Here is a 23,903-nt window from a genome sequence, read left to right on the forward strand (position 1 = left end):
TACATATTATGAGGAAAATTTGTATTCTATTAATATTATTCCTGTTTGTAACAGGAACAATGAAGGGGTATGGACAAACTGAAAAGTTTAATAAAGATTCATTGACTAATCGTTTCGTAACTCAATTAAGTATATTTCCACAAGAGAAAGTTTATTTACATACTGATAAAGGCATCTATATGGCAGGGGATACTTTGTGGTTTCGGTCTTATATTGTAGATGCTACATTACATAGACCTTTATATGACAAGTATATATATGTAGAATTAGTAAGTCCTTTGGATTCTATTGTTTCTCGGGCATTGATACGTCCTGACAATGGGGTTTATCATGGTTATCTATCCTTGGCTCGTGAATTGCCTGATGGAGATTATACGTTGCGTGCTTATTCCCGTTATATGTTGAAAAATGGAAGTGAATGTATTTTTAGACGTCCTATTCGGATAGTGACTGTTTCATGGAATAAAGTGAAGATGAAGTCTCTTGTGCAGAATAATAGTAAGTCTTCAGATTTGACTTTTAAGTTTACTGTCAGTGATACCCTTATGTCTCTTAGTCAGGCAACTATGTCGGTTAATAGACAGTCGAACATTTCATTGAAACTGTTGGAAATGAAAAATGGATTTATGGTAGAATGGGGTAAAAAAGATTGGAAAGGCAATACATCATGGCTTTTGTCAATGAAGGATAAAGATGATAATGTCTATCGCCGGTATCTGCCGATTTCTACCCGAAATGAAGATTATGATATGACATTTTATCCTGAAGGCGGATACTTATTGGCCGGACAAGCCTGTCGTATTGCTTTTAAAGTGATGGGCTGTACAGGAAATGCAGCAGATGTACAATTAGATATTGTGGATGAGTCTGGAGAGGTCGTTACTTCTACTCGTACATTTCATGAAGGAATGGGATCGTTTATTCTAACTCCGGAAACAGGTAAGTCTTATATAGCAAAATGTGTGGATGAATTTGGGCGGAGAAAAGAGTTTAAGTTACCTTCTGTTGATATGAGAGCATTGTATGGATTGAGAGTTGACGTACAACGGGAGAATTTCAGAGTTTCTTTATTATCTGTGGATGAAGTACCTTTGGAACCTCTTTATTTAGTGGCTCATGTTCGTGGAATTGTTGTTGCATCAGAGGAATGGAAAGAACCTCAAAAAAAATATTTGTTTCCCAAGCAACATTTTCCAGCTGGTGTTGTACAGTTTTTGCTGTTAAACAAAGATGGAAAGGTGTTAAGTGAACGTCTTGCATTTTCAGATTCTTATCTTCCTACTATTTGTAATCTGACAATTAATGGTACTCTTACACAGAAGCGGGAAGCAGTTTCAATAAATACCAATCTTTTAGATGCCGATCAACGACCTTTGAGAGGAATCTATTCAGTATCAGTAGTCGATAGCAAATTTGCACCAGTAGATTCATGCTATAATATTCTTTCTCATCTGTTATTGACTTCTGAATTAAAGGGGTCTATACAGTCCCCCGGATTTTATTTTAAACAAGGAAGTGCAATAGCTCGAAATAGTTTAGATCTGCTAATGTTGACACAAGGCTGGAGACGATATAAGTTACCGGAAATTATTCAAGGAAAATATGAAACACCAATTTTGGAAAAACATAGTGAAATGGCAGTACAGGGACGTACAGTGAGTGCTGGAGGGGTTTTGATAAAATCAAGTAATGAACATCTTGTTTCAATTTCTGGTACGGGTAGTTTGAAAGGTTTCCAGCGAATTACTTCAACTGATAAGAATGGCTACTTTTGTTTCGATAGTATAGCCTATGTCGATGGCAGTGGATTTCATATTAACGCAGTGCAAGTGAAAGCGAAGGAGACTGGAAAAATCGAACTTTTTGATAGAGAGTATCCTCAAAATATTCCTCTTTATCCCCAAAGTCCGTTAGAAGATGATTCTATATGCAATGTACAGAAAGAGGATATGGAGATGATTACTCGTTTGGATAATTTGCATTTTATGTTGCAGGATGTCATTGTCAGGGCACCGATATGGGGGAGTCGTGATTATAGTAAGTTTACGGATAGAGAAATAGTACGTTATAAAGATATGCGTACATTATTGAAATCTCAAGGTCTGACTATTTCTACATTGGCTGAAGATGCAGATGTTATGCAGACTCGGTTGAAGGCAGACGAAACATTAGCGGTGCGTGATACATCGTTGCTTAATGGATATGAGTCAGATGCAGTAGAAAGTAATTCTTCCCGATCCTCTCAATTGGTTGAAGATATGGTTTATTATGGAGACCAACAGATATTGTTGTTTGTTGATGATAATTTCTGTAAGCCGGATATATTGGTCAATTGGATCACTCCAGGTGATGTGGAGAATATGGTGTTAGTCAAAGATGTTGATCGGAATCGGGCGAACGCTTTGTTGCAGGGGACATTGAAGTGGAGCGAAAAATTTTATTTAAATACAGGTCGTGATTTGTGTCAGGCTTATTGTCGTATACCCCTTAACCAGAAAAAGATTGCAGTTTTAAATGTAACTACAAAGGATAACTTTGATTCACGTTGTTTGGGGTGGTGGTCGAAATATTATGATGGTATCCAGCAACGGAACATGCGGAATACTACATTCTATCCTTTGGGCTATCAACAGCCAGTAGAGTTTTATTCACCTAAATATGATACGACTGCTGAAAAAAACGGTGAAATACCTGATTTGCGTACTACTCTTTATTGGAGTCCGAGATTAGTGACAGATGAGCAAGGTAATGCAACTTTCTCTTTTTATACTTCTGACCAACCTGGTAATTATTTCCTAAATATAGAAGGTATAGCGGAAAATGGAGAACTGGTTCATATCATAAAAGCATTAATGCCATCAGATTAGAAGAAAGAAAAAGGTATGAGTGTAATTCTTGCAGTAATGGCTTGAACTATATTTATACCTTTCTGAATGATTTTTGGTAATATGCCATTCTGGAGGTATCTGAACCGTAATTAGGTCTGAATTTAGACCTTTTTGAACCAAATGTGGGACATAGTTTGATGGGATTTTACTTTCCTTTGTGGCATCGAGCTTTCATTATATAATGTTTGGGTAATTGAATTTATAATATCTTTTAAAATCTAATCAACAGATGAGAAATGCAATAATTCGTTTTTGTGCTATTGTAGCTTTGTTGGGATTTGGAAATGAAATAAGGGCAGTCCGAAGTGGTGGACACCTTTTTCTTCTGAATGATAGTATTTCCCCGGATGAAAATAACGGGAAAGTAATAGAGGAGTATGATTCTATTCGTGCAGCACATGCCTTGAAGGAAAATGCTGTAGTTTACGCTTCTAAAGACACGCTTGATTTATGGCGGTTGTCATGTTCTCCTTATATCTCTGTACAACAATACCTAAAAGGTACATTGCCTGGAGTATATGTACAGGAAACAACAGGTGAGCCGGGAAGTATTCAGAATATGTTGATTCGTGGATTGTCTTCTCCTGTTTTTTCTAAAGGAGATATGTCTTCTGCACAACCTGTTGTTTATCTTAACGGCATCCCACTATTAACAAATGACGCCTTTGTATATGGTATTAAATCGACAGAAGTAAATCCCATTGGTACGGCCACTAATATATTGTCCGGTTTGAATCTGGATAATGTGGAGTCTATTGAAGTAATAAAAGATGCGGCTCGCTTAGCGAAGTTAGGACCACTTGCTGCTAATGGGGCGATTCTAGTTAACATGAAAGATGGTTATTATGGTGGTAGTAATATGTTTGTTCGTGCTAATGGAGGTATCGCCATCCCTCCGTCAGATGTGAAAATGACAAATGCAGCCAACGATTATGCTTTTCGTATGCGTTTTACTGATTATTGTACCACTAAGGAGCAACGTGCTGCTTATTTGAACAAAATGCCAGCATGGATACAAGATGTCCGTGATATGAATTTTTTTGGAGAGCCGGGATGGGCAGATGATTATTATAGTATGTCACCTCTTTATAATTTTAGTGCTTCCATGGGAAGCGGTGGTAGCTTTTCAAATTATATATTCATGCTGGGTTATACAGGTAATAATGGGGTAGCTGATGAAACGAAGTTTAATAAGTTGACTGCTAATTTTGCCTTGAACATGAAGCTTATGGAGCAATTGGGAGTTTCCTGTCTGATTAATCTTTCACGTATCTCTCGTGATGGTAATCGTAATTTGCGTGATCGCTATGCAGAGATCGAGTATTTACCGGATTTGACAACTCCTCTTTCTCCTGTTACTTCTATCTATCGCTCTTATCTTGATGTTTATGAGGAATATAAGAAGAATGACAACTTAAACAATTTATTGAATGGTTATTTGGGAGTGAATTATAATTGGCGTGGATTATATGTAGATACTCGTTTGATGTTAGACTATAATACCAATGTACGTCATGTCTTCTGGCCTATGGATTTGATGGAATCAGTGAATTATGTATCCAATTATTCCGGATATAACCGTCGGTTGATCTGGCAGTCATCTGCTGATTATAAGTTTGATTTTTGGAAAAGCCATTTTTTTAAAGTGGGCTTGCAAGAAATTATAATGAAAAGTGTACAGCATTATAACTATACGCAAGGTTATGATGGAGATGATGATACTAAACCGACTACCAGTGGCGGTGGTTTCAAGCAGACGAAGCGATATGTCGATAAAATGCAAAATAATATGGTAAGTACATTGTTTTCGATTGACTATCGGTATAGAAATCTGCTTGATGCCCAGCTTGTGCTTCGTGCTGATGGTTCATCTAATGTACAGAAAGATAGTCGTTGGTTATTTACTCCGGCAGCTAGTGTAAGTTTAAATTTGAAAGATCTGTTATTGAAAGATATTAAACAGCTATCTGATTTGGCGATACGTGGTTCATGGGCCAGGATAGGACGTTATCAGGATAATAACAGATTTGCTGCAGGACCGCAATATACGGGAGAAGAGTTAACCGGTATCGGGCAACCAGTTATGTCTTCCTATTATGGATATGCTACGATAGCGCGCCCTTATAATACAGCTTGGGTTGGTTATGGGTTGGGATGGCCTTATTCGGATAAATGGAACATAGGTTTGAATACCTCTTTTTTCAACAAACGTCTTTCTCTGGACATAGAATATTATAATAATACAGATTGTGATTTGATTACAACTATTCCTGTAAATGAAGAATTTGGATATAAATATAGGTATGCCAATGGAATGAAAGTTCGTAATTCAGGAGTGGAAATGACTCTATCCGGTAAACCTTTTGAAAATACTAAAGGTTTCTCATGGGATGCTTCATTCTCCTTGGCTTACAATAAGAATGAATTATTGCAATTGCCAGAAAATTTGAAAGAATTAGTTATAGGTAATCGTAAGCTAAAAGTGGGACATGCCATTGATCAATTCTGGCTCTATCAAAATGAAGGAATTTATGCTTCTGATGCCGAGGTTCCGGTACATAATGGCAAGAAACTTGCTATGGGGGCTATTGCATTTACAAAGAATGATCCAAAATGGAAAGATCAGAACAATGATAACCAAATCAATGAAAATGATAAAATATTAAAAGGGCATAGTCTACCGCCCGTAACTGGAAGTTTGGTTAATAATTTCAGACTAGGTCAGTTTGACTTGGGTATTAATCTTTTCTTTGCATTAGGACATGATGCTATTAATTATCGTTCCTCGCAACGTTATAATTTCCTTGCATTGGAGAACACACCATCACTTGAAGGTCTGCGTGAAATATTTTTCTGGCAAAGTACGTATGACAAGGATGATTATCCTTTATACAATCAAATGAGCGGTTTGACTCCTTATCGTGCAGAGCAAGACTTGTTTTTGGAGAAACTTTCTTATTTGAAATTACGCTCAGTAACATTAGGATATACATTGCCTATCAGAAAAAAGGCTTATAAAGGAGGTGGAAAGAAAAAAGTCGTATCCAAAAATAAGTTGGAAAATATCTATTTCTATGTGACTGGCAATAATTTACTCACCCTTACCAGTTTTAGCGGTGATGATCCGGAGTTGATAGATATGGATGGTTATTACAGAGGATATGGTCAGCCACTTTCTCGTTCGGTTATCGTAGGAATGAAGTTTAATTTCTAATCTAATACATTAATTATATATGAATCAGATATTGTGGATCAGAAAAAAGATAAAACCATTAGCGCTTGTTGCTGTTCTGTTCTTCTCGTCATGTAGTGATTTGTTGGAGAATGATGATGCATTTTTCCATGTAGCTACTCAAGAGCAACAATGGAATTCGCTGACGGATACTCGTGCTGCTTTGTTCGGTGTTTATGGGTTGATGCGCACAGCGTTAGGAGAAAACAATACTTTTTGGGCAGCCGGTGATTTACGTTTAGGTGATTTTTCTGTACGGATGCGTGATGATTTGCAAGCTATTCGCGACAATCGTTTAGATGCTCCTTATGAGAATATTCGCCAGATATCCAATTGGAATCGGTTTTATAGAGTGATTAATGCTTCCTGTGTTTTCATAGAGAATGCTGGTAAAGTGATGGATAAGGATGATGCTTATTCTGAAACCAACTATATATATGATGTAGCGCAGGTGCGTGCTCTTAGGGCATTAGCCTATTTTTATATGATACAGATGTGGGGAGATGTTCCGTTGATTACCCAGTCTTATGACAATGGTTCGTTTCCAGAAATGAAACGAACAGATGCACAAATTGTATTGAATTATGTGGAGGGTGAGTTGCTGGCAGTGGCTAAGTTACTACCCTTGCAGTTAGGATCTTCATCAGATAAGTATTATGATGGTGATACTAGTGCATGGCGAGGATTACTTATTAATCGTCTTTCTGTGTATGCTATGCTAGCTTATGTGGAAGCTTGGAAAGCCAATTATGTAGATGCAGAAGCATATACTGCATATGTGATCAAGAATATAGATACTTATATTAAAGGCTCTCCTGATTATGTCACTATTGCCAATTTAGTTAGTCCGACAGGAATTTTCAGTCAGGAGTATAGTAATGATTATAAGGCTGCCCGTTTGGTTACTTTTGGTTATAGATATGGTACGGATAATGCAAACGAAACAGGAACGGATGGTCATTTGGAGTCATGGACGTTAGCAGAACCAATTATAAGAAAGCAGTTACCGGAGATTTACGTGCCGATAGATACCTTAAAGAATCTGTTTATGAGCCAATTCACGACAGACAATCGTTTCGGATATGACGAGTTGTCGAAGCCGATGAAGTATTACTCTAACTATGTAACAGGACTTTCCAGAGAATATCCTATATTTTCAAAAATAAATGTTGTACGTGAAGGGAAAGATAATACAGGTGATTTGGGCGTTTTTACTTCGTTTATCATTTGGTCTCGTTTAGAAGATATTTTGCTATTGCGTGCCGAAGCTTTAGTGATGTTAAATCGTTCGGAGGATGCAATAAATTGTCTGAATGAGCTTCGTGGAGTTCGTAACTTGCGAAATTTGTCTTATTTGAAAGATTTGAAAGGAGATGCGAAAGCATTGTTAAAAGAAATCTTTCGTGAGCGTCGTAGAGAACTAATGGGGGAGGGACATCGTTGGTTTGACCGCATTCGTGAAGCGCGGACTGTTGGAGATGATGATGCGATGATAAAGTTGATTAATGAAGGAGGTATTTATTGGCCTATAGCAGAAGAGGTGATTAGAGAGAATCCTTCCATTACACAAAATGAATATTGGAAATGATGAAAATACAAAATACTATGAACAGGTTATTAACTATTGTATGTGGATGGGGGGTAATGTTACTTTCTTCGTGTATGGATACTTCTGTGGTAGATGCTGATATTTCAGGATTACAGCCGCAAGGCCTGACTAGATTTGATGGTACTATTTATGAATATTTACAGCATGGCGACCTTAATTTGGGAGTGACTTATGATTCATTGATGCTTTTAATGAATTATGAAGAACCGGACTGCCCGGTGGTATTGAAATTTTCCGAGTTAAAACGATGTTTGCAAGATGAGGCTGGACAGTATACTTTCATGGCGATTCCGGATTCTTGTTTTCGGTATGCTTTGCAAGAATTGAATCGTTATCGTCGGTTGAACGAATTGATGATAGATTCCGATGATTTCTCTGAAGAAACTCCGGAGTTGGAAAAATATGCTGCCGGAGAGCTAACATTAAATAAGTTGCTAAACTATCGTAAAGATATAGAGAGAAGAGATGAAAAGAATCCGGAGAAAAAATGGACAGATAGTTATATCTATAAGGATGGGTTAGATTCGTTGGTTTGCCGTTATATGACACCAGGCATTTACGATACAGAAACACTTTCCGGATTTTCTTATGTGGAGGGAAAGATTATACAAGGTTTACATAATTACCGGATGAATCTTGCTTGTCAGCGGTTGCCTGCTAGCGGGTTTGTTGGCGGAGGTCTGAAAGATCTTACTATTTATGATATGCGTAATACACTAGAGAAAGAAAAATGGGAGTCCGCTAAAATGTTGTGGACTGACATATATGCAAAGAATGGTATTATCCATGTTTTGCTTCCGCAACACGAATTCGGATTTGGACGATTTATTCAGTATTTTAGAAATGTAGGTCATGAAAAATAGAAGAAAGATATATAAATTAGGGTGGAACGGTTTACTGTGTTCATTATTGATAATAAATGCAAGCTGTATTGACAAGTATTTACCAGAGGAGAAAGATGCTTTTGATCGGGATGTCAATTTTACACGAACATCTTTCGATCCTGTAATGGGGCATACTGTATATTATACAGACATCTGCAATACAGGCAACTCTACATTACCTTTGACTTTTTCCATTACGGATATAAAGCATAATGATGGAACACCGGCTCCTGAACTGGAGGAATATTACCCGGTGCGGGTATGGAAAAAGCCATATCTGGGGACGGAGAAAACTATAGAGGAAATCAATGCTAAACGTGGAACAGAATATCGTCGGTTATTCGATGTAATTAAGCATAGTGGAGAAATAGTAATGTGGGGAGAAGCGAATTCTGGTATTCTACGTTGTCAACCCGATTCAGGGTATATTTTTAATATGGAGATTGCCAACTCGGGCGGCTTTAAAACGATAAAAAGAATGCGGCTTATGCCTAAACGGGAAGTAGACTTCGAACCTTCTATTTACGATTCTGAAACAGGTTTACCTGTTTCAGAGTTTGTGTCACCTTCTACTTCGTTAATGACTTATGAGAATAAGAACAGTTCTTCTTCCATATCCTATATAATTAAACCTGCTGATATCCATATTTATTTCAGAGAAAATAAGGATGCAGGAGAGGGGACTTCGCTTTCCATTTCTTTCTATGACCCATCTTGGAATGTTATTGACCCGCGCTGTTTTAATGAGACTTCATGGAATAATCTGTTTCAGGCAGGTTTTTTGAAGGATATAAATGAAAAAGAAGTTGTATATGATATGGCCTATCCGCTTCCATTGTTTACAGGAAAGAGTAATTACACGGATGATAAAGGAGAAAAGGCACGAGTTACGTTTACAACGAGTTACATGTCTAAATATGGTACTCGCCGTAGAGGGTACTTTATTTTTGAGTTTGCCATTTATAAAGAGGCACATTGGGACATGTTTATTCATTTTTCCAAAGGGATGCCTATGTTGGGAGACGCTAAGATCAACAATTAATCTTAAATGCGAATAATAATGAAAAATAGATATACTTTACTTTTGTTTTTTCTGTTTTCCATAGTTGCGGATTCTGTAGCGCAGCAGCCGGAAAAGGTTACTATCAGCGGAACGGTATATGACAAAGCTATAGGAGAGACAGAAACATTTCCGGGTGTAAATATAATATGTCAGGACGCTAAGACTAAAAAAAGAATTGCCGGTACAGCTTCTGATTTGGAAGGAGCTTTCTCTATTAAGGTTCCAGTCGGTTCCGATTTAGTATTCAGCTATGTGTCATATAAACCTACTGTATATAAGGTGCGGAAAGCTGCTTCTGGCATTAGTATTTTTTTGGAAGAAAATGTCAATGAAATTGAGGAAACTGTTATTATAGGTAATCGTAAGGTAAGTAAGGCTAATGCAACTTCAGCTCATACGGTAATCAAGGCGGATGAATTAGCACAAACACCAGTTTCCAATGTGATGAGTTTATTACAAGGACGTGTAGCTGGTATGGAGGTCCAGTTGAATAACGGATTACCAGGAGCACAGGGGACATTCAATATTCGTGGTATTTCGGATATTTCGGTTGTGGGTGATAAGGAAACCGGATGGGACTTGGCTTCTTCTGCTCCTTTATTCGTGGTTGATGATATTCCGCAGGATGATGTAAGTGATTACAACTCCGAAGGATTGATTAGTGGTTCAGGCGTGAGTCCGCTTTCTACTATTGCATTGGAAGATATCGATAATATACAGATATTGAAAGATGCGGCTGCTACATCACTTTATGGCTCAAAAGGGGCTTATGGAGTAATTTTGATAACAACTAAAAAAGGAAATTCATCCAAACCCAAAGTAACCTATTCCGGTAACTTTACGGTTTCTACACCACCCAGTTTACGTGAAGTGGCTATTGGTAATGCAGAACGGAATATTCTGCGATGGCAGATATTGAATAATGATACGTCGCAAATATATCACGGTTATCAGGATATTATGTTCATGCCGTCTGTCTCTGATAGTTTAAACCCTTATTTTAATAATAATACCGATTGGCAGGAACAGTTCTATCGGGTTACTTATAATCACTCTCATAACTTGAGTTTTATGGGAGGAAGCGATTTGTTCAATTATAAAATCAATGGTAACTATTATACAGAAAAAGGTATCGTAAAAAATACAGATTTCGATCGCTATGCTCTGACTGGAAACATGAACTATAGATCACCTAACTCTAAGTTTACTATTGGTGTGGACATGAAGGTCAGTTTCACCGACAATAGTACCGGTAGTGGGAATGCTGTGTCACAATCTGGAGTTGCTAGTGCAGCAAACGCTTCTTCATTGCTTCCTCCACCTTCACTTTATTCGGCCTCTATGGATGCTTTACAGGTCTTCGGCATTACGAATTCAACAGTGAAATCCGGATATTCGGCTACTGTGAATCTGGGATATAAACTTCCGTTTAAGATACAATGGAAAGGTATTTTTAATTATTCATATGATGCGAGTGAACAGGAGAAGTTTACGCCTGCTATTCTAGCCAATAATGGTTATCAGGCCATTGCCTATAATTATAGCAGCAATACTTCAAAGATTTATGTAAGTACCCATGCTAGTCGCTCTTTTGATTTGAAGTATATCGGTTTAGATTTGACTGCGGGTATCCGTTATGATTCAAGAACAGCTACAGGTAATTCGATAACTTTTACCGGATTGCCCAATGATTATATTGTTGGTCCTGTCGGACATGGTAAATCAAGTGGAAAAGCTACAGTTAGTGAGAATCAGAGTACTTTCTCGTTGATTTTTAATCCGAGTATCAAGATTAAAACTAAACAAAGCTTTAAGGCAGGTGGAGATAAATACATTGTCGAGCCTTCTATTAGCCCGGAACTTAGTTCGGTATATGGTACTAAAACGAAATGGAATTTTAATCCCGGAATCGGACTTCGCTGGAATATTGGTTATGAAGATTTTATGCGTCCCTTTGAAAGTTGGTTGGATAATATGAATATTCGTCTAACTTGGGGGCAGGTAGTGAAATATAAAGCCACTCGTTATGATGTATGGGGTACATACGATATCAAGGCTGAAAATACTTATAATGGACAGTCTTATATCCCCATTGATTTTGCAAAGCTTCCCAATGCACAATTGGATCCTATTACAACTACTACATGGAATTTGGGTTATGGATTTTCATTATTCAATGGACGATTGGGGGCAACTCTTGATGCCTACTATAAACAAGTAGACAATCAATTGAGTGATATTTATTTACCCGATCATTCAGGATTTGATAAGATGCGAAGTACGGAAGTAAGTTTGGTCAACTATGGCTTGGAAGTAGCATTGACCGGAAGGCCTCTTCCTCTACGTAGTAAATGGAATCTCACTTGCGGACTAAATTTCGCAATCAATAGAGATGTTATCACTAAGTTGCCAAATGAAGCCCGCCAGATTTTAAATAATGATGCATGGGTTGCTAACCGGTTAGGAGCTAACACAACTTCCATGTTGCTTTATATAAATAAGGGAGTATATGCTACAGATGAGGATGTACCAGTCAATCCGGTGACAGGTAAGCGACTTAAAATCGGTCGAAATAATACAGAAGAAGCTTATTTCAAAGCGGGTGACCCCATTTGGGTAGATGTCAACGGTGACTACGTTATTGATGAGAAAGATCGTGTAGTAGCTGCCAATGCCCGTCCTAAAGTAACTGGAGGATTTTATTTTAATTTGAGTTATAAAGAATTCAGTATGCACGTAAATACTTCGTTTGTGTTTGGACGTGATATTATCAATACTGTGTTAGCAAGAACTTTTGAATCATATAGTAGCCCTGTAAAGAAAAATATAAGTGATTTGCGCAGTAATGCGGCACTTGCTCCTATAGAACGATATAATTTTTGGACAGAAGATAACCGTTATAATGCCCAATATCCTAATCCATATAATTATATCCATAATAAGATTATTGATCCTTTTAGAGAGGAGCAAACTCTTTTCGTAGAAGACGGATCTTATTTCAAACTGAATACGGTATCTTTTTCATATCGTTTCCCTAAAGAGTGGTTAAGCTTTTTCCGGGTAAGTGGTGTTACGTTGAAGGCATCTGTCAATAACATTTGGACTTTCTCCAAATACTCGGGCATTAGCCCTGAGAATGTGACAGGTTTAGGACGGGACAACTCCGGAGGATATCCTAATCCTCGTACATGGACAGTCGGTGTGACATTGAATTTATAATTAGTAATATAAAAAAGAAGGTTATGTTAAAATATATATCAATAGGTTTGCTTTTGATTTTTACATCCACGTTTTGCGGATGCAAATTGGATACGGATGATGAAGATAAGATGCCGGGAGATAAATTTTGGAGTGGATCGCCGGCTAATGCTGAAGCTTTTATGCTTAGTATATATCAAAGTTTGCGTACGGCTACTACATCATGCGGTTTTTTCCTTTATTCTGGAGATGTACGTTGTGCTCCTATTACAGGGCAGAGTACAAAAAATTATCTGTATTTGATTCAGAACAATATGAAAGATTATAAGGGAGTAAAGGATAGTAAAGAAGAGGGTAGTTCGAAGGACTGTGGAGCTATTTATAACTGGAAGAACATGTATAGAGTTGTGCAAGGTGCCAATATCATGATGGAAGAAATTACCAATATTCAGGGACTATCAGGAGAAGAGGTGGAACTGTATCGGGCGGAATGTTGTTTTTTACGCAGTTTGGCTTATTTTTTTATGGTGCGTATGTTTGGTGATGTTCCCTATTATACGGAAGCCTATTTTGCCAATCCATTACCTCGTACTGATAAGTCTGTGGTACTTAAGAACTGTCTGGTAGATTTGCAAACATTTCTAGATAATGATCCGGAAGGAAAAATTCTGCGTTGGCGAAATGGAAATGGGAGTTGGCGTGCTAATCGTGGTTCTGTATTGGCATTAATGATGCACATCAATATGTGGCTGGCTTTTTTCGATGCAGACAATGCTCATACATATTATAGTGAAGTGAAGCGCTTGGCTGAAATCGATTCGTGGATTGATGGTACATATTATTCCTTGCAGCCAATGGAACAGATGTCCAATGTGTTTAGGGGAGACTCTAATGAGGGATTGTTTGAAATAGCACAGAATATTACAATGGGCGAAATATTTAATACAGATAATATGTGGTGTACGAAGGTTGTGTATGAAGTCCGAAACCAGACGAAACCAGAATTTGCATACAGCGAGGCCTTTCTAACCCAACTTTATCCGAAAGAGACAAAGGATTTGAGAAAGGAATATTGGTTCAATTATTTATATCGTGAAGAGGAAACAGGTGGAAGTTCAAGTATTCGTCCGATAGAAATTATTAAGTTGTTAAATGCAGATGAATATAAATCCAGCACTATCCCGAATGCGGGTAATTATATTGTTTTTCGTCTTGCTGATGTAATCTTACTATATGCAGAAGCACTCAATAATTTGGGAGAAGTGGAGAAAGCATTACAAGAGGTTAACCGTATCAGACAACGGGCAGGAGCTCCTGATTTTACAATGGAAGATGATTTGGATGCCTCTATTTACTGGGAACGTGTACGCGAATTGTTAGGAGAAGGGCAGTATTTTTATGATCTGGTACGAACAATGAAAATAGCAGATGCTTCTTTTGCAGTGTTCTCTGATGATAGCGGACATCGTGAGACGATGGCAAATTTGCGACAAGGTTCTTGGACATGGCCAATCTATAAAGGTGCACTGGATAATAATCCTTATATGTCTAAGAATATTTATTGGGAATAATGACTATGATAAAAGAGCAAATATAATACGAAGGTCATGAAAAATATAAGAAAAACGGTTTATGGAATATGCATATTACTACTTACTCTTTTGATGAGTAGTTGTAATAATGATGATTACTTGGTAGACGGAGGAATTAGTAACCCTTATTTCGATGGAAATGTAATGCAGTATCTGGAGTCTCGCCCCGACTTGTTTGAGGATTTGGTAAAAGTAATCAAATTGACGAAATGGAACGATATCTTGAGTAATGAAGAGGTTACTTTTTTTGCTCCTACAGATTTCTCCATTGATAAGAGCGTTAATCGTCTAAACTATTATTTGTATAATTATGAAGGGAAAGATCAGATCACGGACCTTTCACAAGTAAAATCCGAGGTTTGGGAAGATCTTATCGGTATGTATGTGATGGAGGGTAAATACCGATTGAATGATATTGCACAGATAGATACTACAGCAATAAGCATGCATCCGGGACAGACTAATCTTACTTATGATAAAAGTTATAAGATGACGATGGGAGTTTGCTATGGTGATGCGAATGGAATTAAATATGCAGGCTATAGACAGATTATGTACGCCTATCAAGATTTTGGGTATCCGGAATATGCTTATGTGTCATCTTGTAATATAGAACCTCATAACGGTATCGTTCATGTTATCAGGCTTGATCATTACCTTGGATTTAGTATCTCAGCCTTGTACAGAAAAGCACTTGAGGCTGGTATTGATTATCCAGACAAGAACCGGATGACTGTTGGTAAAGAAGAAGATGAAGAACACTTACTAAAAGATGAAGAATAATGAATAAAAGATATTGCGATAATAACAGAGAGCAGCTGCGCAAAGCAATAGGGATACTGTGTATGATTGCTTTGTCATTGGCCGTAGCCAGTTGTAATGCTGACGAAGAAGATTCTATCAAAGAAAATCCTTATTCGGGCGGGCGTGAACCACTAACTGTGAAGTTGCTCTCGGAAACGCCTGATCCAGAGACTGCTGGACCAGGTGCGGAGGTTACCTTTAAAGCTGCTGGATTGGCTAAATACTCTCATAAAGCTGAAAATAAATTCGATTTTGAGTTTTATATATCCGATGAGCAGTGTGAAATTGCGGCTGCTACTGATTCTACCTTGACCATTATTATACCGGAAAATGTAAGTTCGGGAACAACTTATTTAGTTTTGGAAAATCAGATCTTTTACGGACCTTATTTTAATGTATCAGGTAGTGTATCTGTCGATCAGGGTTTTGAGTTTTATAAGACTGGTCCGAGTCACGGTTCTATTTTTGCTTGTGTACCTTGGTCGGGTAATACCCAACAAACTACAGAATTTTATTTGTGTGGTGATTTCGAGCAAAGTAAAAATAGCTCGTATGCAGGACTTTTGATGGTTAATAATGAGAAGGGCCTGATAAATTTTGGTACAGCTAATAAGTTTGCGCTTAAATATGGGATATATTGGCGTATATATGTTGATGATGGAAATACGATTTCTTCTTATTCTGCTAAGTTAAGTGGTATGGATTCTTGGAAAGCAGATAAGGAATCACCTAAAGCATTGTTATATGGTTGGTTCAATGATTATGAAAGGTGGTCTTCAGTAACGTTGGATGGGTTTAGTTTTAGGAATGTGCTTTTAGTGAATAATGATATGACGGTTATGACGGAGAAAAGAAAATTCCCGGATCCTGATGGTAATATGAAAGAGATAAATATTCCGGTTTTCAATGGAGGTACAGATATGTTAAATGGAATTATACGTGCTTTCAGTACAACAGATGGAAAAATAATAGCTGTTACTAATTCCAGATGGCATGTACATATAGACTATGAAAATACGACTTGTAGCACAGACGGTAAAGCCATTATACCTGCAGAGATATATACAGCGATTAAATCAGTGATGAGGATGGATGAATACGGAACTTTGGATTTGGGGTATCGCCGAAGTATTGTCACTCCGGAGGAAGCATTGCCAGGAGCGAATGGAGAAATAAAGGATGCATGTATGACAAATGATGAGTCAATCATTATTGTTGGTGATTTGACTGCATTTGATGGTAAAACTGCAAATAATATTGTAAAGTTAGATAAGAATGGAGTAGTGGATGATGTTTTTAGTGCAAATGTTGGCGCTGGTGCTGATGGAGAGATAACTAAGATAACTTACACGTCTTACACTGATGAAGAAGGAATACCGCAAGAACGTATTGTTATTGTAGGTGGTTTTACTACTTTCAATGGAAAATCGGTTCCTGGATTAGCTGTATTAAATGTAGATGGTACTTTTGATATGGAATTTGAATTGAAAAAAATGGAAGGTGGAAGACCTAATTTTGCAAAAATAGTCGATTTGACTCCTTATTCCGACATACATAAACCACATCTTGTTATTTCCGGGACATTTAATAAATATGCAGGAATTACTCGTCAGGGATTTTTGATTTTGGATATGAAAGGTAATGCCATTCAAGAATTTAATGTGCCTGGCAGATTCTATGGTGAATTGTATGATGCACAATATTCCTTGACATCAGATTATGCCAACGGGCTATTGTTGACTGGTGACTTTACTTCTTTTGATGGTAAACGAATGAATAATATTGTGATGTTGAAAGTGGATGTGAAGAATGTGGTAAATACGTATGAATGAGTAACCTTAAAACGAAGAGAAACAAGATGGAAACAATGAACTACAAAACAATAAGAAAAGTGGTATGTAGGTGTATGACGGGAATGTTGTTATTGGCTGCCGTGAGTTGTGACGGCACGATGGAAGATTCGTTGCGCTACAATTACCCGGCATCAGGTTCCAATTATGACTCGGGACATGTACTGCTTATAGTGATGGATGGTGCCGCCGGACGCTCGGTGCAGTCTGCTAGAAATGCTGATAAAACTCCCAATCTGAAAACAATGATTGCTCATGCGATGTATACTGATTATGGATTGGCGGATGGAACCAATAAATTGGTCAATGATGAACAAATGACAGGAGCACGTGGATGGGCTAATTTAATGACAGGCAATACAGCACATGGCATAAAGACAGAAACGCAATTAGAACAGGCCGGAACAGTAGATAACTTTTTGTCAAAACTGGTAGATGCTGGTGCTTCTGTTAGTATGTACGCAGCCAGTAATCGGTTTCATGCGGCTTTTAGTTCGGATGATATGAACGCTCCTGAATTAGTAGGAGGGGATGAGGCTGTTAAAGAACATGTTTTGGAAGAACTGCAATTACCGCAAACATCCGATTTGGTTGTTGCACAATTCAAAGGGGTAGTCGATGCGGCTGATGGAATTTTTTATAAGGATAATGGAGATCCGACAGAGGATGTTTCGAATGCTATTGGAAAATTGGATAGCTATATCGGAGAATTTTGGAATGCGTTGAAAGAGCGTCCCGGCTATACCCGAGAAAGATGGCTGATTATAGTAACCTCTAATTATGGAGGGAGTTGTTCATCTATGGAATCCCCTGCTACCCATTACGACGACAGAACAAGAAATACGTTCACATTGATGTATAATCCTAATCTGGAATCCACAGTACAGGTCACTCCGGGTAATTCTGCGTTAGCTTATACTTTCTATACTCCTGCTTATTCATATGATAACCGATATCCGAATCCTACAACGTATGCGGAATCAGCACGATTGGGAAATTTGGAAATGGGAGAGTTTGTCTTTGACCCAACGACAAAAGAAATAGCCCCTATTACAATTCAGTTTTTCTTGAGAGCTAGTACATTGGGATCCCAGAAATATGTTATTATGTCTAAGAGTACTGATATGAATGAAGATAACAAGGAAGCTAATGGATGGTTTTTTCATTTTAATCAAGATAATAGTAATAGACGTATTTGTTTTGGCTTTGGGGATAAAAGAGCAATATTCCAGACTCAAAACGAAAACGTTCTTGATCTTGATTGGAGAGAGTGGCATGTGGTTACACTGACGCTGGAACCAGATCCCAAGAAAAAGGTGAATACATTGTTGACCATATATTTAGATGGAAAATTAAATAATTCTAGTAGCCAGACAAATGCTAATATGGTAAAATGGTATGCTGCGACTCCTAGTTTGGCAACATCCAAACAAGCGCCATTACGTATCGGAGGAACAGAAAACAGGGATTCTCAAAATACTCAAAGGAATACAAAAGGGCAGCAATCAAAGAATTATATGTATGTATCGAATCTCCAGATTTACAATAAAGCTTTGACTGCAGAAGAGGTGGAATTATATGCCGGAAAGAATCAACTTCATAAATTGGCGGATGCGTATCCTCTTTGGGATAACTTGGTAGGATATTGGCCCTGTGATTTAGAGGAAGATCAGTTAGAACCGATTATGAAGAATTATGCCAAAGATAATAAGGAAAATGATGATTCTGATGATTTTGTTATAGACCGTGGTGTAGCTAATGCATGGACATCGGGTAGTGAGGTATCTTCAGGTATGCATCCTATTCCCGAGTCAGATATAACATATTATAGTAAAACATTTAATACGGTAGACGTTTCTCGTCAGATATTTTCTTGGCTTGGAAAGACAGTGCGATGGGATTGGAATATGGAAGGAAAGGCCTGGAAGTTAACTTATACTCAACTTTCGGATGAAAACAATTAATGCTTAAATTTTACAGAAAATGAAAGATAAGATAGTTTATATGCTTCTGACCATAGGACTTGTGTGGGGAGCGATAGCGTGCGAAGATAAAGACTTTGAGGGAATTGTCTCTAATACGGATGATTACGTGTCTGAAACGGGAGGTGATTATTACGAAGGAGGAGGTATTGATGTCAGCCATTATGATCGTGCACGTGCTTTTCCAGGATTAGTGGATACATTGAAGGAGAAACGACTTGATGAGGCTATTGTGAATATAGATTTGTCCCGCAATTCGGTTGCGTCGGATAAGGTAAACCTGAAAGCAGTGGCACCAGCTATTTATAGTACCGGATTGTATGCAGGAGCAGGTGAAAAAATAACATTGACGTTGGATGATGATGTGAAAGGGCTGATTGTGCAGATAGGGGTTCATACACGTGATCTTTCTTCTTTAGTAGGAACAGCTTATTTGGAACGTGATGCAAAAATAACATCAGCTATGCCATTGTTTCAGGGGACCAATGAGATTCGTAATCCTTACGGTGGATATATTTGGATCAAGCGTACAGGAGCTAACAATTCTGATGCTCCTACGATTTCCGTGAAAGTAAAAGGTGCATATGCAGCTCCTGATTATATACAGGGAGAAACTGATGCGGACGAATGGATACAGAAAATAAATGAGACAACAGTACCATGGATTGAATTGCGGGGAGAGCAGATGGCTTTTTCTGTCCCCGTGAAGTACATGAAGCAGAAATTACAGCAGGGTAAGACCTTTGTAGCTCAAATGGATGAGGCTCTTCGATTGTGGAACGATTGGATGCTTTGTTACAACGAGTTTTATGGGCTTGACGGAGAAGATATAGAGAACTATCCTGACTTCCCTGTATTAGGATTTCCGTTCAGGGAGGTGATGGATGTGCACTTATTGACTGAACGTTTCTCATATTACAGTACAACAAATGTGGAATTACTCTCTTCTGAAGAGGTGATTGACGCTATTACTGATCCCGAACTGATTAAGCAGAATGCTATAAATATTTGTCACATTATGGGATGGATACAGACAGATATGTATATCCCAACTTATTTTCCTTCAACTACTTTGTCAGATTTCAAGAATATGTATTTACTGATGCCTAATTATTATTTTCTATATAAAAATGGTTGGTGGGGAGAGACAAATACCTCTAATTTGTTTTCAGGTAAGAAACAAGGAACCAATGTTATGGCTAGTACTTCTTATCAATTGCTTTCATCAGCCTTTACAAATTTAGCGGCTTTTGCAAATGCTGATAGTTGTAAAATATTTAATAAGAATGTGGGGGGATCTGTGGAATCTGATTATGGAAGTGCACAGACTTGGCCTGCTGTACTCTCTTTTTTTTCTGCCATATTGAGTTATGAGCAAGTTGATGCAGATAAAGATGGTTGGAAGTACTTCGGTTATCTCAATCGCTTTTTAAAAAAACAAAGTGAACTATTGCCTGCCTCTCGAAGATTGAATATGCAGGATGCTATGCTAACTTGTTTGACTACTTATTTTGAACGCGACTTTTCTCAATTATTCGATCGTTGGGGAATTATGGTAGGAGATGCACAGCGTGTAGAAGCTGCCAAGTATAAGCATGTGGAAAAACGTATATGGGATTATAATCCGTTAAAGAAGAATGAAACTGCAGTATTTGATGGAAAGGCATTTCAAACATTGTCTGGGAAATATCCGTACCTGCATTTACGTTCTGACTGGGCCGTAGTTGCTTATTCGGGTGAAGAAGACAATTTGAAGGCAAAAAATTACAGCTATAATTTCTTTGGAAACAAGCATTTGACTAATTTGGAGGATAATCCTGATAAATATAATGAAGCGTATTGTTCACCTTATAATCTTTTTGATAATGATCCTAGTACACTCTGGTCCTCTTATCACGATCCTTATACAGATGTAAAGTGGTTTGATGGAGAGCAGAAATATGCTTTTAAAGTAGACAAGTTATATTATGGAGCAAAGACTCCTGATTACCCTTATTCTCTAGTGGTTCAGCCAGGAAATGTGGGAATAGATATAGATGGAGTTTATGTGGCGTTTGGTGATTATAATTCCGAAGCATCTATTTATAATGGTGATGTGAAGGATTATCAGAAATATGATTTTCACCCTCAACATATTATGGTAGAGGTAACGAATGATCAGTTGAGTTATGATGATATAGATACGTTGTATACCAATATTAAAGATATTCAGTGGAGACGCGTCTATGATTCAAAAGATGATCCGAAAGGAGGTAAAGTTAATGGGCAGCAGTTTTGGCCGGATCGGCGTAATACATTCTATGTAGAGTTTGCAAGACAGAGCGGGGTGACAGGAATCCGTCTAATTATGGATACAGATAGTCACGTGGCAAAAGACCGTCCCGCAAATTTTCCGGTTGATGAAAAACCTAACCGTCCGGAATTTGCTAACAAATACCTGAACCGTATACAGAAGATTGCAGAGTTTGGAACGTTTTATTTTAAGGAGGATTGATAAATATGAAAACACAACAGATATGGAAATGTGGCTTCTTGGTAGTAATGGTATTGGGAAGTATACTGACTGCATGTACCAAATATGATACGCCTATGGAAGTGGAAGAGGAAGGCAAAACAGCAAGCCGTGCCTCTATTGAAAAGTATGTGCTTTGGATTAATCTCGATGGTGCTGGAGGAGGAGATTTGGCAAAAAATGCTTTTCCCGAGAATGGAACAATAAAGGGGATGCTTCCTCACAGTCGTTATTCTTGGAATGGGATGGAAGCGGAGCATGTGGAAGGAGAGAACTATACATCTACAGCGGAAAATGCAATTGCATCTGCTTCAATGTTGACCGGCAATATACCATTGAGACACGGAATGTCGGATAATACTTATCAGTCGGAACAAGTGTTTGATCCGGATTTTGATGAATCATTGAAGGCTTATCCTGGCTTTTTTCAGTATATTACTGATTATAACAAATCAATGAAAACATTAGCTATTACGCCATGGAAAACGCTGAATGATAAATTATTGGATGAAGCAAGCGTTACAATCACCTCTACTTCGGATGAGGAAACATTGAGTAAAGCTTTGCAAAATATTGATGAAGAAAATAACCGGGTAATTTATCTTTCTTTTCGAAGTGTTTTAGATGCTGCAGTGAGTGGAGGAGGATGGAATACAGGAAATACCGCTTATGTGGAAGCTATGTCGAAGATGGATGATTATATAGGTCAGTTGCTGGATGCTGTTAGAGCACGTCCGAATTATTATTACGAAGATTGGTTGGTAGTTGTCACTTCTAATCATGGCGGAACAGCTAATGGTACTTATGGAGGGATGTCTTTGGAAGAACGAAATATGTTTGGTGTTTTTTATTATGATCACTTTACACAGTCGAAAGAGATGAATCCAGGAGTAATAGAAGATGTCTTGTGTTTTGACCAGTCATTTTATGGAACAGTTATTGATTCCATAACTCGTACTCCAGACTTGAAAGATATTGCGACTATGCGCCAGATTTATTCACCTGATTCATTAGATGGTGGAATGACTGTTGAATTCATAATGGCGGCAAGACCTTCTAATAGCCATAGTTATGTTCCCTGGAATCAGGATGGGATAAATATTCTTAAGAAAGGAAATTGGTATGTAAAGTTAGACCATACTTATACATCTGGAGCAGCTTCCTTTTTTGGACAAAGTGATGGAACCATGTCACAAAACGGAGCAGCTAATTTTCTGAATCCTATGGTTCATACGTTGACTTCTACTATTAGACTTTATAATTCAGAGGCATATATCGAGAAGAAGGAAGAGGCTGGTAATGAATATGACCAAAATGGTAATTATGTGGGTGGTGATCAATGGGGGAATATAACTCCTCCATATACAAAGTCTATTTTCAAGCGGAGAGGAAAACTTGCTTTGTATAATTATTATGACGGGATAAAGAAAACGCCATCTGGTACCATTATAGAGAAAGAGGTCGACTGGGAAAAGCAATATTTTACAGATAATACAAATTTGGAGATTAATGGTGGAATGAGAAACTCATGCCGTTATATTCTTGAAATTCGTATTTGGAATAAAGAGTTTGCACCAGAGGAGGTTGTAAATTATAGCAATAAATTGAAGTTGACTTCTTCTGATCCTAATTACCAGCATCTTATTGGCTATTGGCAATTCTATAAGGGAGATAATGGTTTATACATACAGGATGACTCAATCGTAGTCAATCAGATAAAGACTGTGAAGAAACGTTTTGTGAAGAATCGATCAATAGGAGAAGATGGTAAGGAAGTGGTTGAATATGAATATAGAGATATACCGACGGAGGGTATTCGCTTGCGGAAGAAAATAGTAGGTGCCGATGGTAAGAGTTATTATACCAATATTAAAAAAGAGGAAGGTGATATATTACGGTATATGACTATGCCTAATACGCTATATCAGACGATGTTGACTGATGGAAGAATGATGGAAAGTGTGTTACCAGTGCCTGCTGTTTTGGAATGGATGGGAGTTTCTTTTCCAACCGAAACTACACGAGATCAGAAATTTAAAACCTCTAAATTGGATGGTGTAGCTAGCTCGTATGAGGCCGAAAGTAAAAAAGTCGTATGGCGCGGAATGTTCTTAGGTGATTATACGAAAGATTTGGAATGGCGCGATTATGACAAATAAGTATTTTTTTTAATAGGATAAGTTTGATAAGGGTGTCTTGCGAGATACCCTTTGTTTTATACATATATTACTTCTTGAATCTAGAAATAATTGAAAGTGTATAGGGCAGGAAATGTATATGCGAATAATT

12 protein-coding genes are annotated in these 23,903 nt (G+C 37.8%); all 12 read left to right on the plus strand.

The features are described 5' to 3' along the window. Positions 1-8 precede the first annotated feature (8 nt). The gene (locus tag DXB58_RS17800) at positions 9-2,867 is read left to right on the plus strand and encodes an MG2 domain-containing protein (RefSeq protein ID WP_122137725.1); all 2,859 of its coding nucleotides are present in this window, start codon (positions 9-11) and stop codon (positions 2,865-2,867) included. Between the two features lie 250 nt (positions 2,868-3,117). Further along, entirely contained in the window at positions 3,118-6,102 is a 2,985-nt protein-coding gene (locus DXB58_RS17805; protein ID WP_122137726.1) for a SusC/RagA family TonB-linked outer membrane protein, read from the plus strand. A 19-nt stretch (positions 6,103-6,121) separates the two neighbouring features. Next, positions 6,122-7,708, plus strand: coding sequence for a RagB/SusD family nutrient uptake outer membrane protein (locus DXB58_RS17810; RefSeq protein WP_122137727.1), 1,587 nt, complete (start codon positions 6,122-6,124; stop codon positions 7,706-7,708). Positions 7,709-7,725: 17 nt separating this feature from the next. Next, on the plus strand, positions 7,726-8,592 hold the full coding sequence (locus DXB58_RS17815) for a hypothetical protein (RefSeq protein WP_122137749.1): 867 nt from the start codon (positions 7,726-7,728) through the stop codon (positions 8,590-8,592). After that, the gene (locus tag DXB58_RS17820; RefSeq protein WP_122137728.1) at positions 8,582-9,655 is read left to right on the plus strand and encodes a DUF5007 domain-containing protein; all 1,074 of its coding nucleotides are present in this window, start codon (positions 8,582-8,584) and stop codon (positions 9,653-9,655) included. The genes DXB58_RS17815 and DXB58_RS17820 overlap by 11 nt, the downstream gene beginning before the upstream one ends. Before the next feature lie 18 nt (positions 9,656-9,673). Further along, on the plus strand, positions 9,674-12,895 hold the full coding sequence (locus tag DXB58_RS17825; protein WP_122137729.1) for a SusC/RagA family TonB-linked outer membrane protein: 3,222 nt from the start codon (positions 9,674-9,676) through the stop codon (positions 12,893-12,895). A 23-nt stretch (positions 12,896-12,918) separates the two neighbouring features. Further along, positions 12,919-14,445, plus strand: coding sequence for a RagB/SusD family nutrient uptake outer membrane protein (locus DXB58_RS17830; protein WP_122137730.1), 1,527 nt, complete (start codon positions 12,919-12,921; stop codon positions 14,443-14,445). A 36-nt stretch (positions 14,446-14,481) separates the two neighbouring features. Next, entirely contained in the window at positions 14,482-15,249 is a 768-nt protein-coding gene (locus DXB58_RS17835; protein WP_122137731.1) for a fasciclin domain-containing protein, read from the plus strand. Beyond that, positions 15,249-17,102 (plus strand): DUF5008 domain-containing protein, encoded by a 1,854-nt coding sequence (locus DXB58_RS17840; RefSeq protein ID WP_122137732.1) that lies wholly within the window; start codon positions 15,249-15,251, stop codon positions 17,100-17,102. The genes DXB58_RS17835 and DXB58_RS17840 overlap by 1 nt, the downstream gene beginning before the upstream one ends. Continuing rightward, on the plus strand, positions 17,099-19,084 hold the full coding sequence (locus DXB58_RS17845; RefSeq protein ID WP_233527318.1) for a LamG-like jellyroll fold domain-containing protein: 1,986 nt from the start codon (positions 17,099-17,101) through the stop codon (positions 19,082-19,084). The genes DXB58_RS17840 and DXB58_RS17845 overlap by 4 nt, the downstream gene beginning before the upstream one ends. A gap of 19 nt (positions 19,085-19,103) precedes the next feature. After that, positions 19,104-21,596: a M60 family peptidase N-terminal accessory domain-containing protein gene (locus tag DXB58_RS17850; protein WP_122137733.1), complete on the plus strand. Its 2,493-nt coding sequence runs from the start codon at positions 19,104-19,106 to the stop codon at positions 21,594-21,596. A gap of 5 nt (positions 21,597-21,601) precedes the next feature. Beyond that, a complete protein-coding gene (locus tag DXB58_RS17855; protein WP_122137751.1) occupies positions 21,602-23,773 on the plus strand; it encodes an alkaline phosphatase family protein in 2,172 nt (723 codons plus the stop codon). The last annotated feature ends 130 nt before the right edge of the window (positions 23,774-23,903 follow it).

The sequence above is a fragment of the Bacteroides sp. OM05-10AA genome (assembly GCF_003439055.1).
Lineage (GTDB): Bacteria > Bacteroidota > Bacteroidia > Bacteroidales > Bacteroidaceae > Bacteroides > Bacteroides intestinigallinarum.

Coding starts and splice junctions, on each gene's coding strand:
- DXB58_RS17830 (WP_122137730.1), top strand. CDS start 12,919: ATGTTAAAATATATATCAATAGGTTTGCTTTTGATTTTTACATCCACG.
- DXB58_RS17815 (WP_122137749.1), top strand. CDS start 7,726: ATGAACAGGTTATTAACTATTGTATGTGGATGGGGGGTAATGTTACTT.
- DXB58_RS17810 (WP_122137727.1), top strand. CDS start 6,122: ATGAATCAGATATTGTGGATCAGAAAAAAGATAAAACCATTAGCGCTT.
- DXB58_RS17850 (WP_122137733.1), top strand. CDS start 19,104: ATGAAAGATAAGATAGTTTATATGCTTCTGACCATAGGACTTGTGTGG.
- DXB58_RS17855 (WP_122137751.1), top strand. CDS start 21,602: ATGAAAACACAACAGATATGGAAATGTGGCTTCTTGGTAGTAATGGTA.
- DXB58_RS17840 (WP_122137732.1), top strand. CDS start 15,249: ATGAATAAAAGATATTGCGATAATAACAGAGAGCAGCTGCGCAAAGCA.
- DXB58_RS17800 (WP_122137725.1), top strand. CDS start 9: ATGAGGAAAATTTGTATTCTATTAATATTATTCCTGTTTGTAACAGGA.
- DXB58_RS17825 (WP_122137729.1), top strand. CDS start 9,674: ATGAAAAATAGATATACTTTACTTTTGTTTTTTCTGTTTTCCATAGTT.
- DXB58_RS17805 (WP_122137726.1), top strand. CDS start 3,118: ATGAGAAATGCAATAATTCGTTTTTGTGCTATTGTAGCTTTGTTGGGA.
- DXB58_RS17820 (WP_122137728.1), top strand. CDS start 8,582: ATGAAAAATAGAAGAAAGATATATAAATTAGGGTGGAACGGTTTACTG.
- DXB58_RS17845 (WP_233527318.1), top strand. CDS start 17,099: ATGAGTAACCTTAAAACGAAGAGAAACAAGATGGAAACAATGAACTAC.
- DXB58_RS17835 (WP_122137731.1), top strand. CDS start 14,482: ATGAAAAATATAAGAAAAACGGTTTATGGAATATGCATATTACTACTT.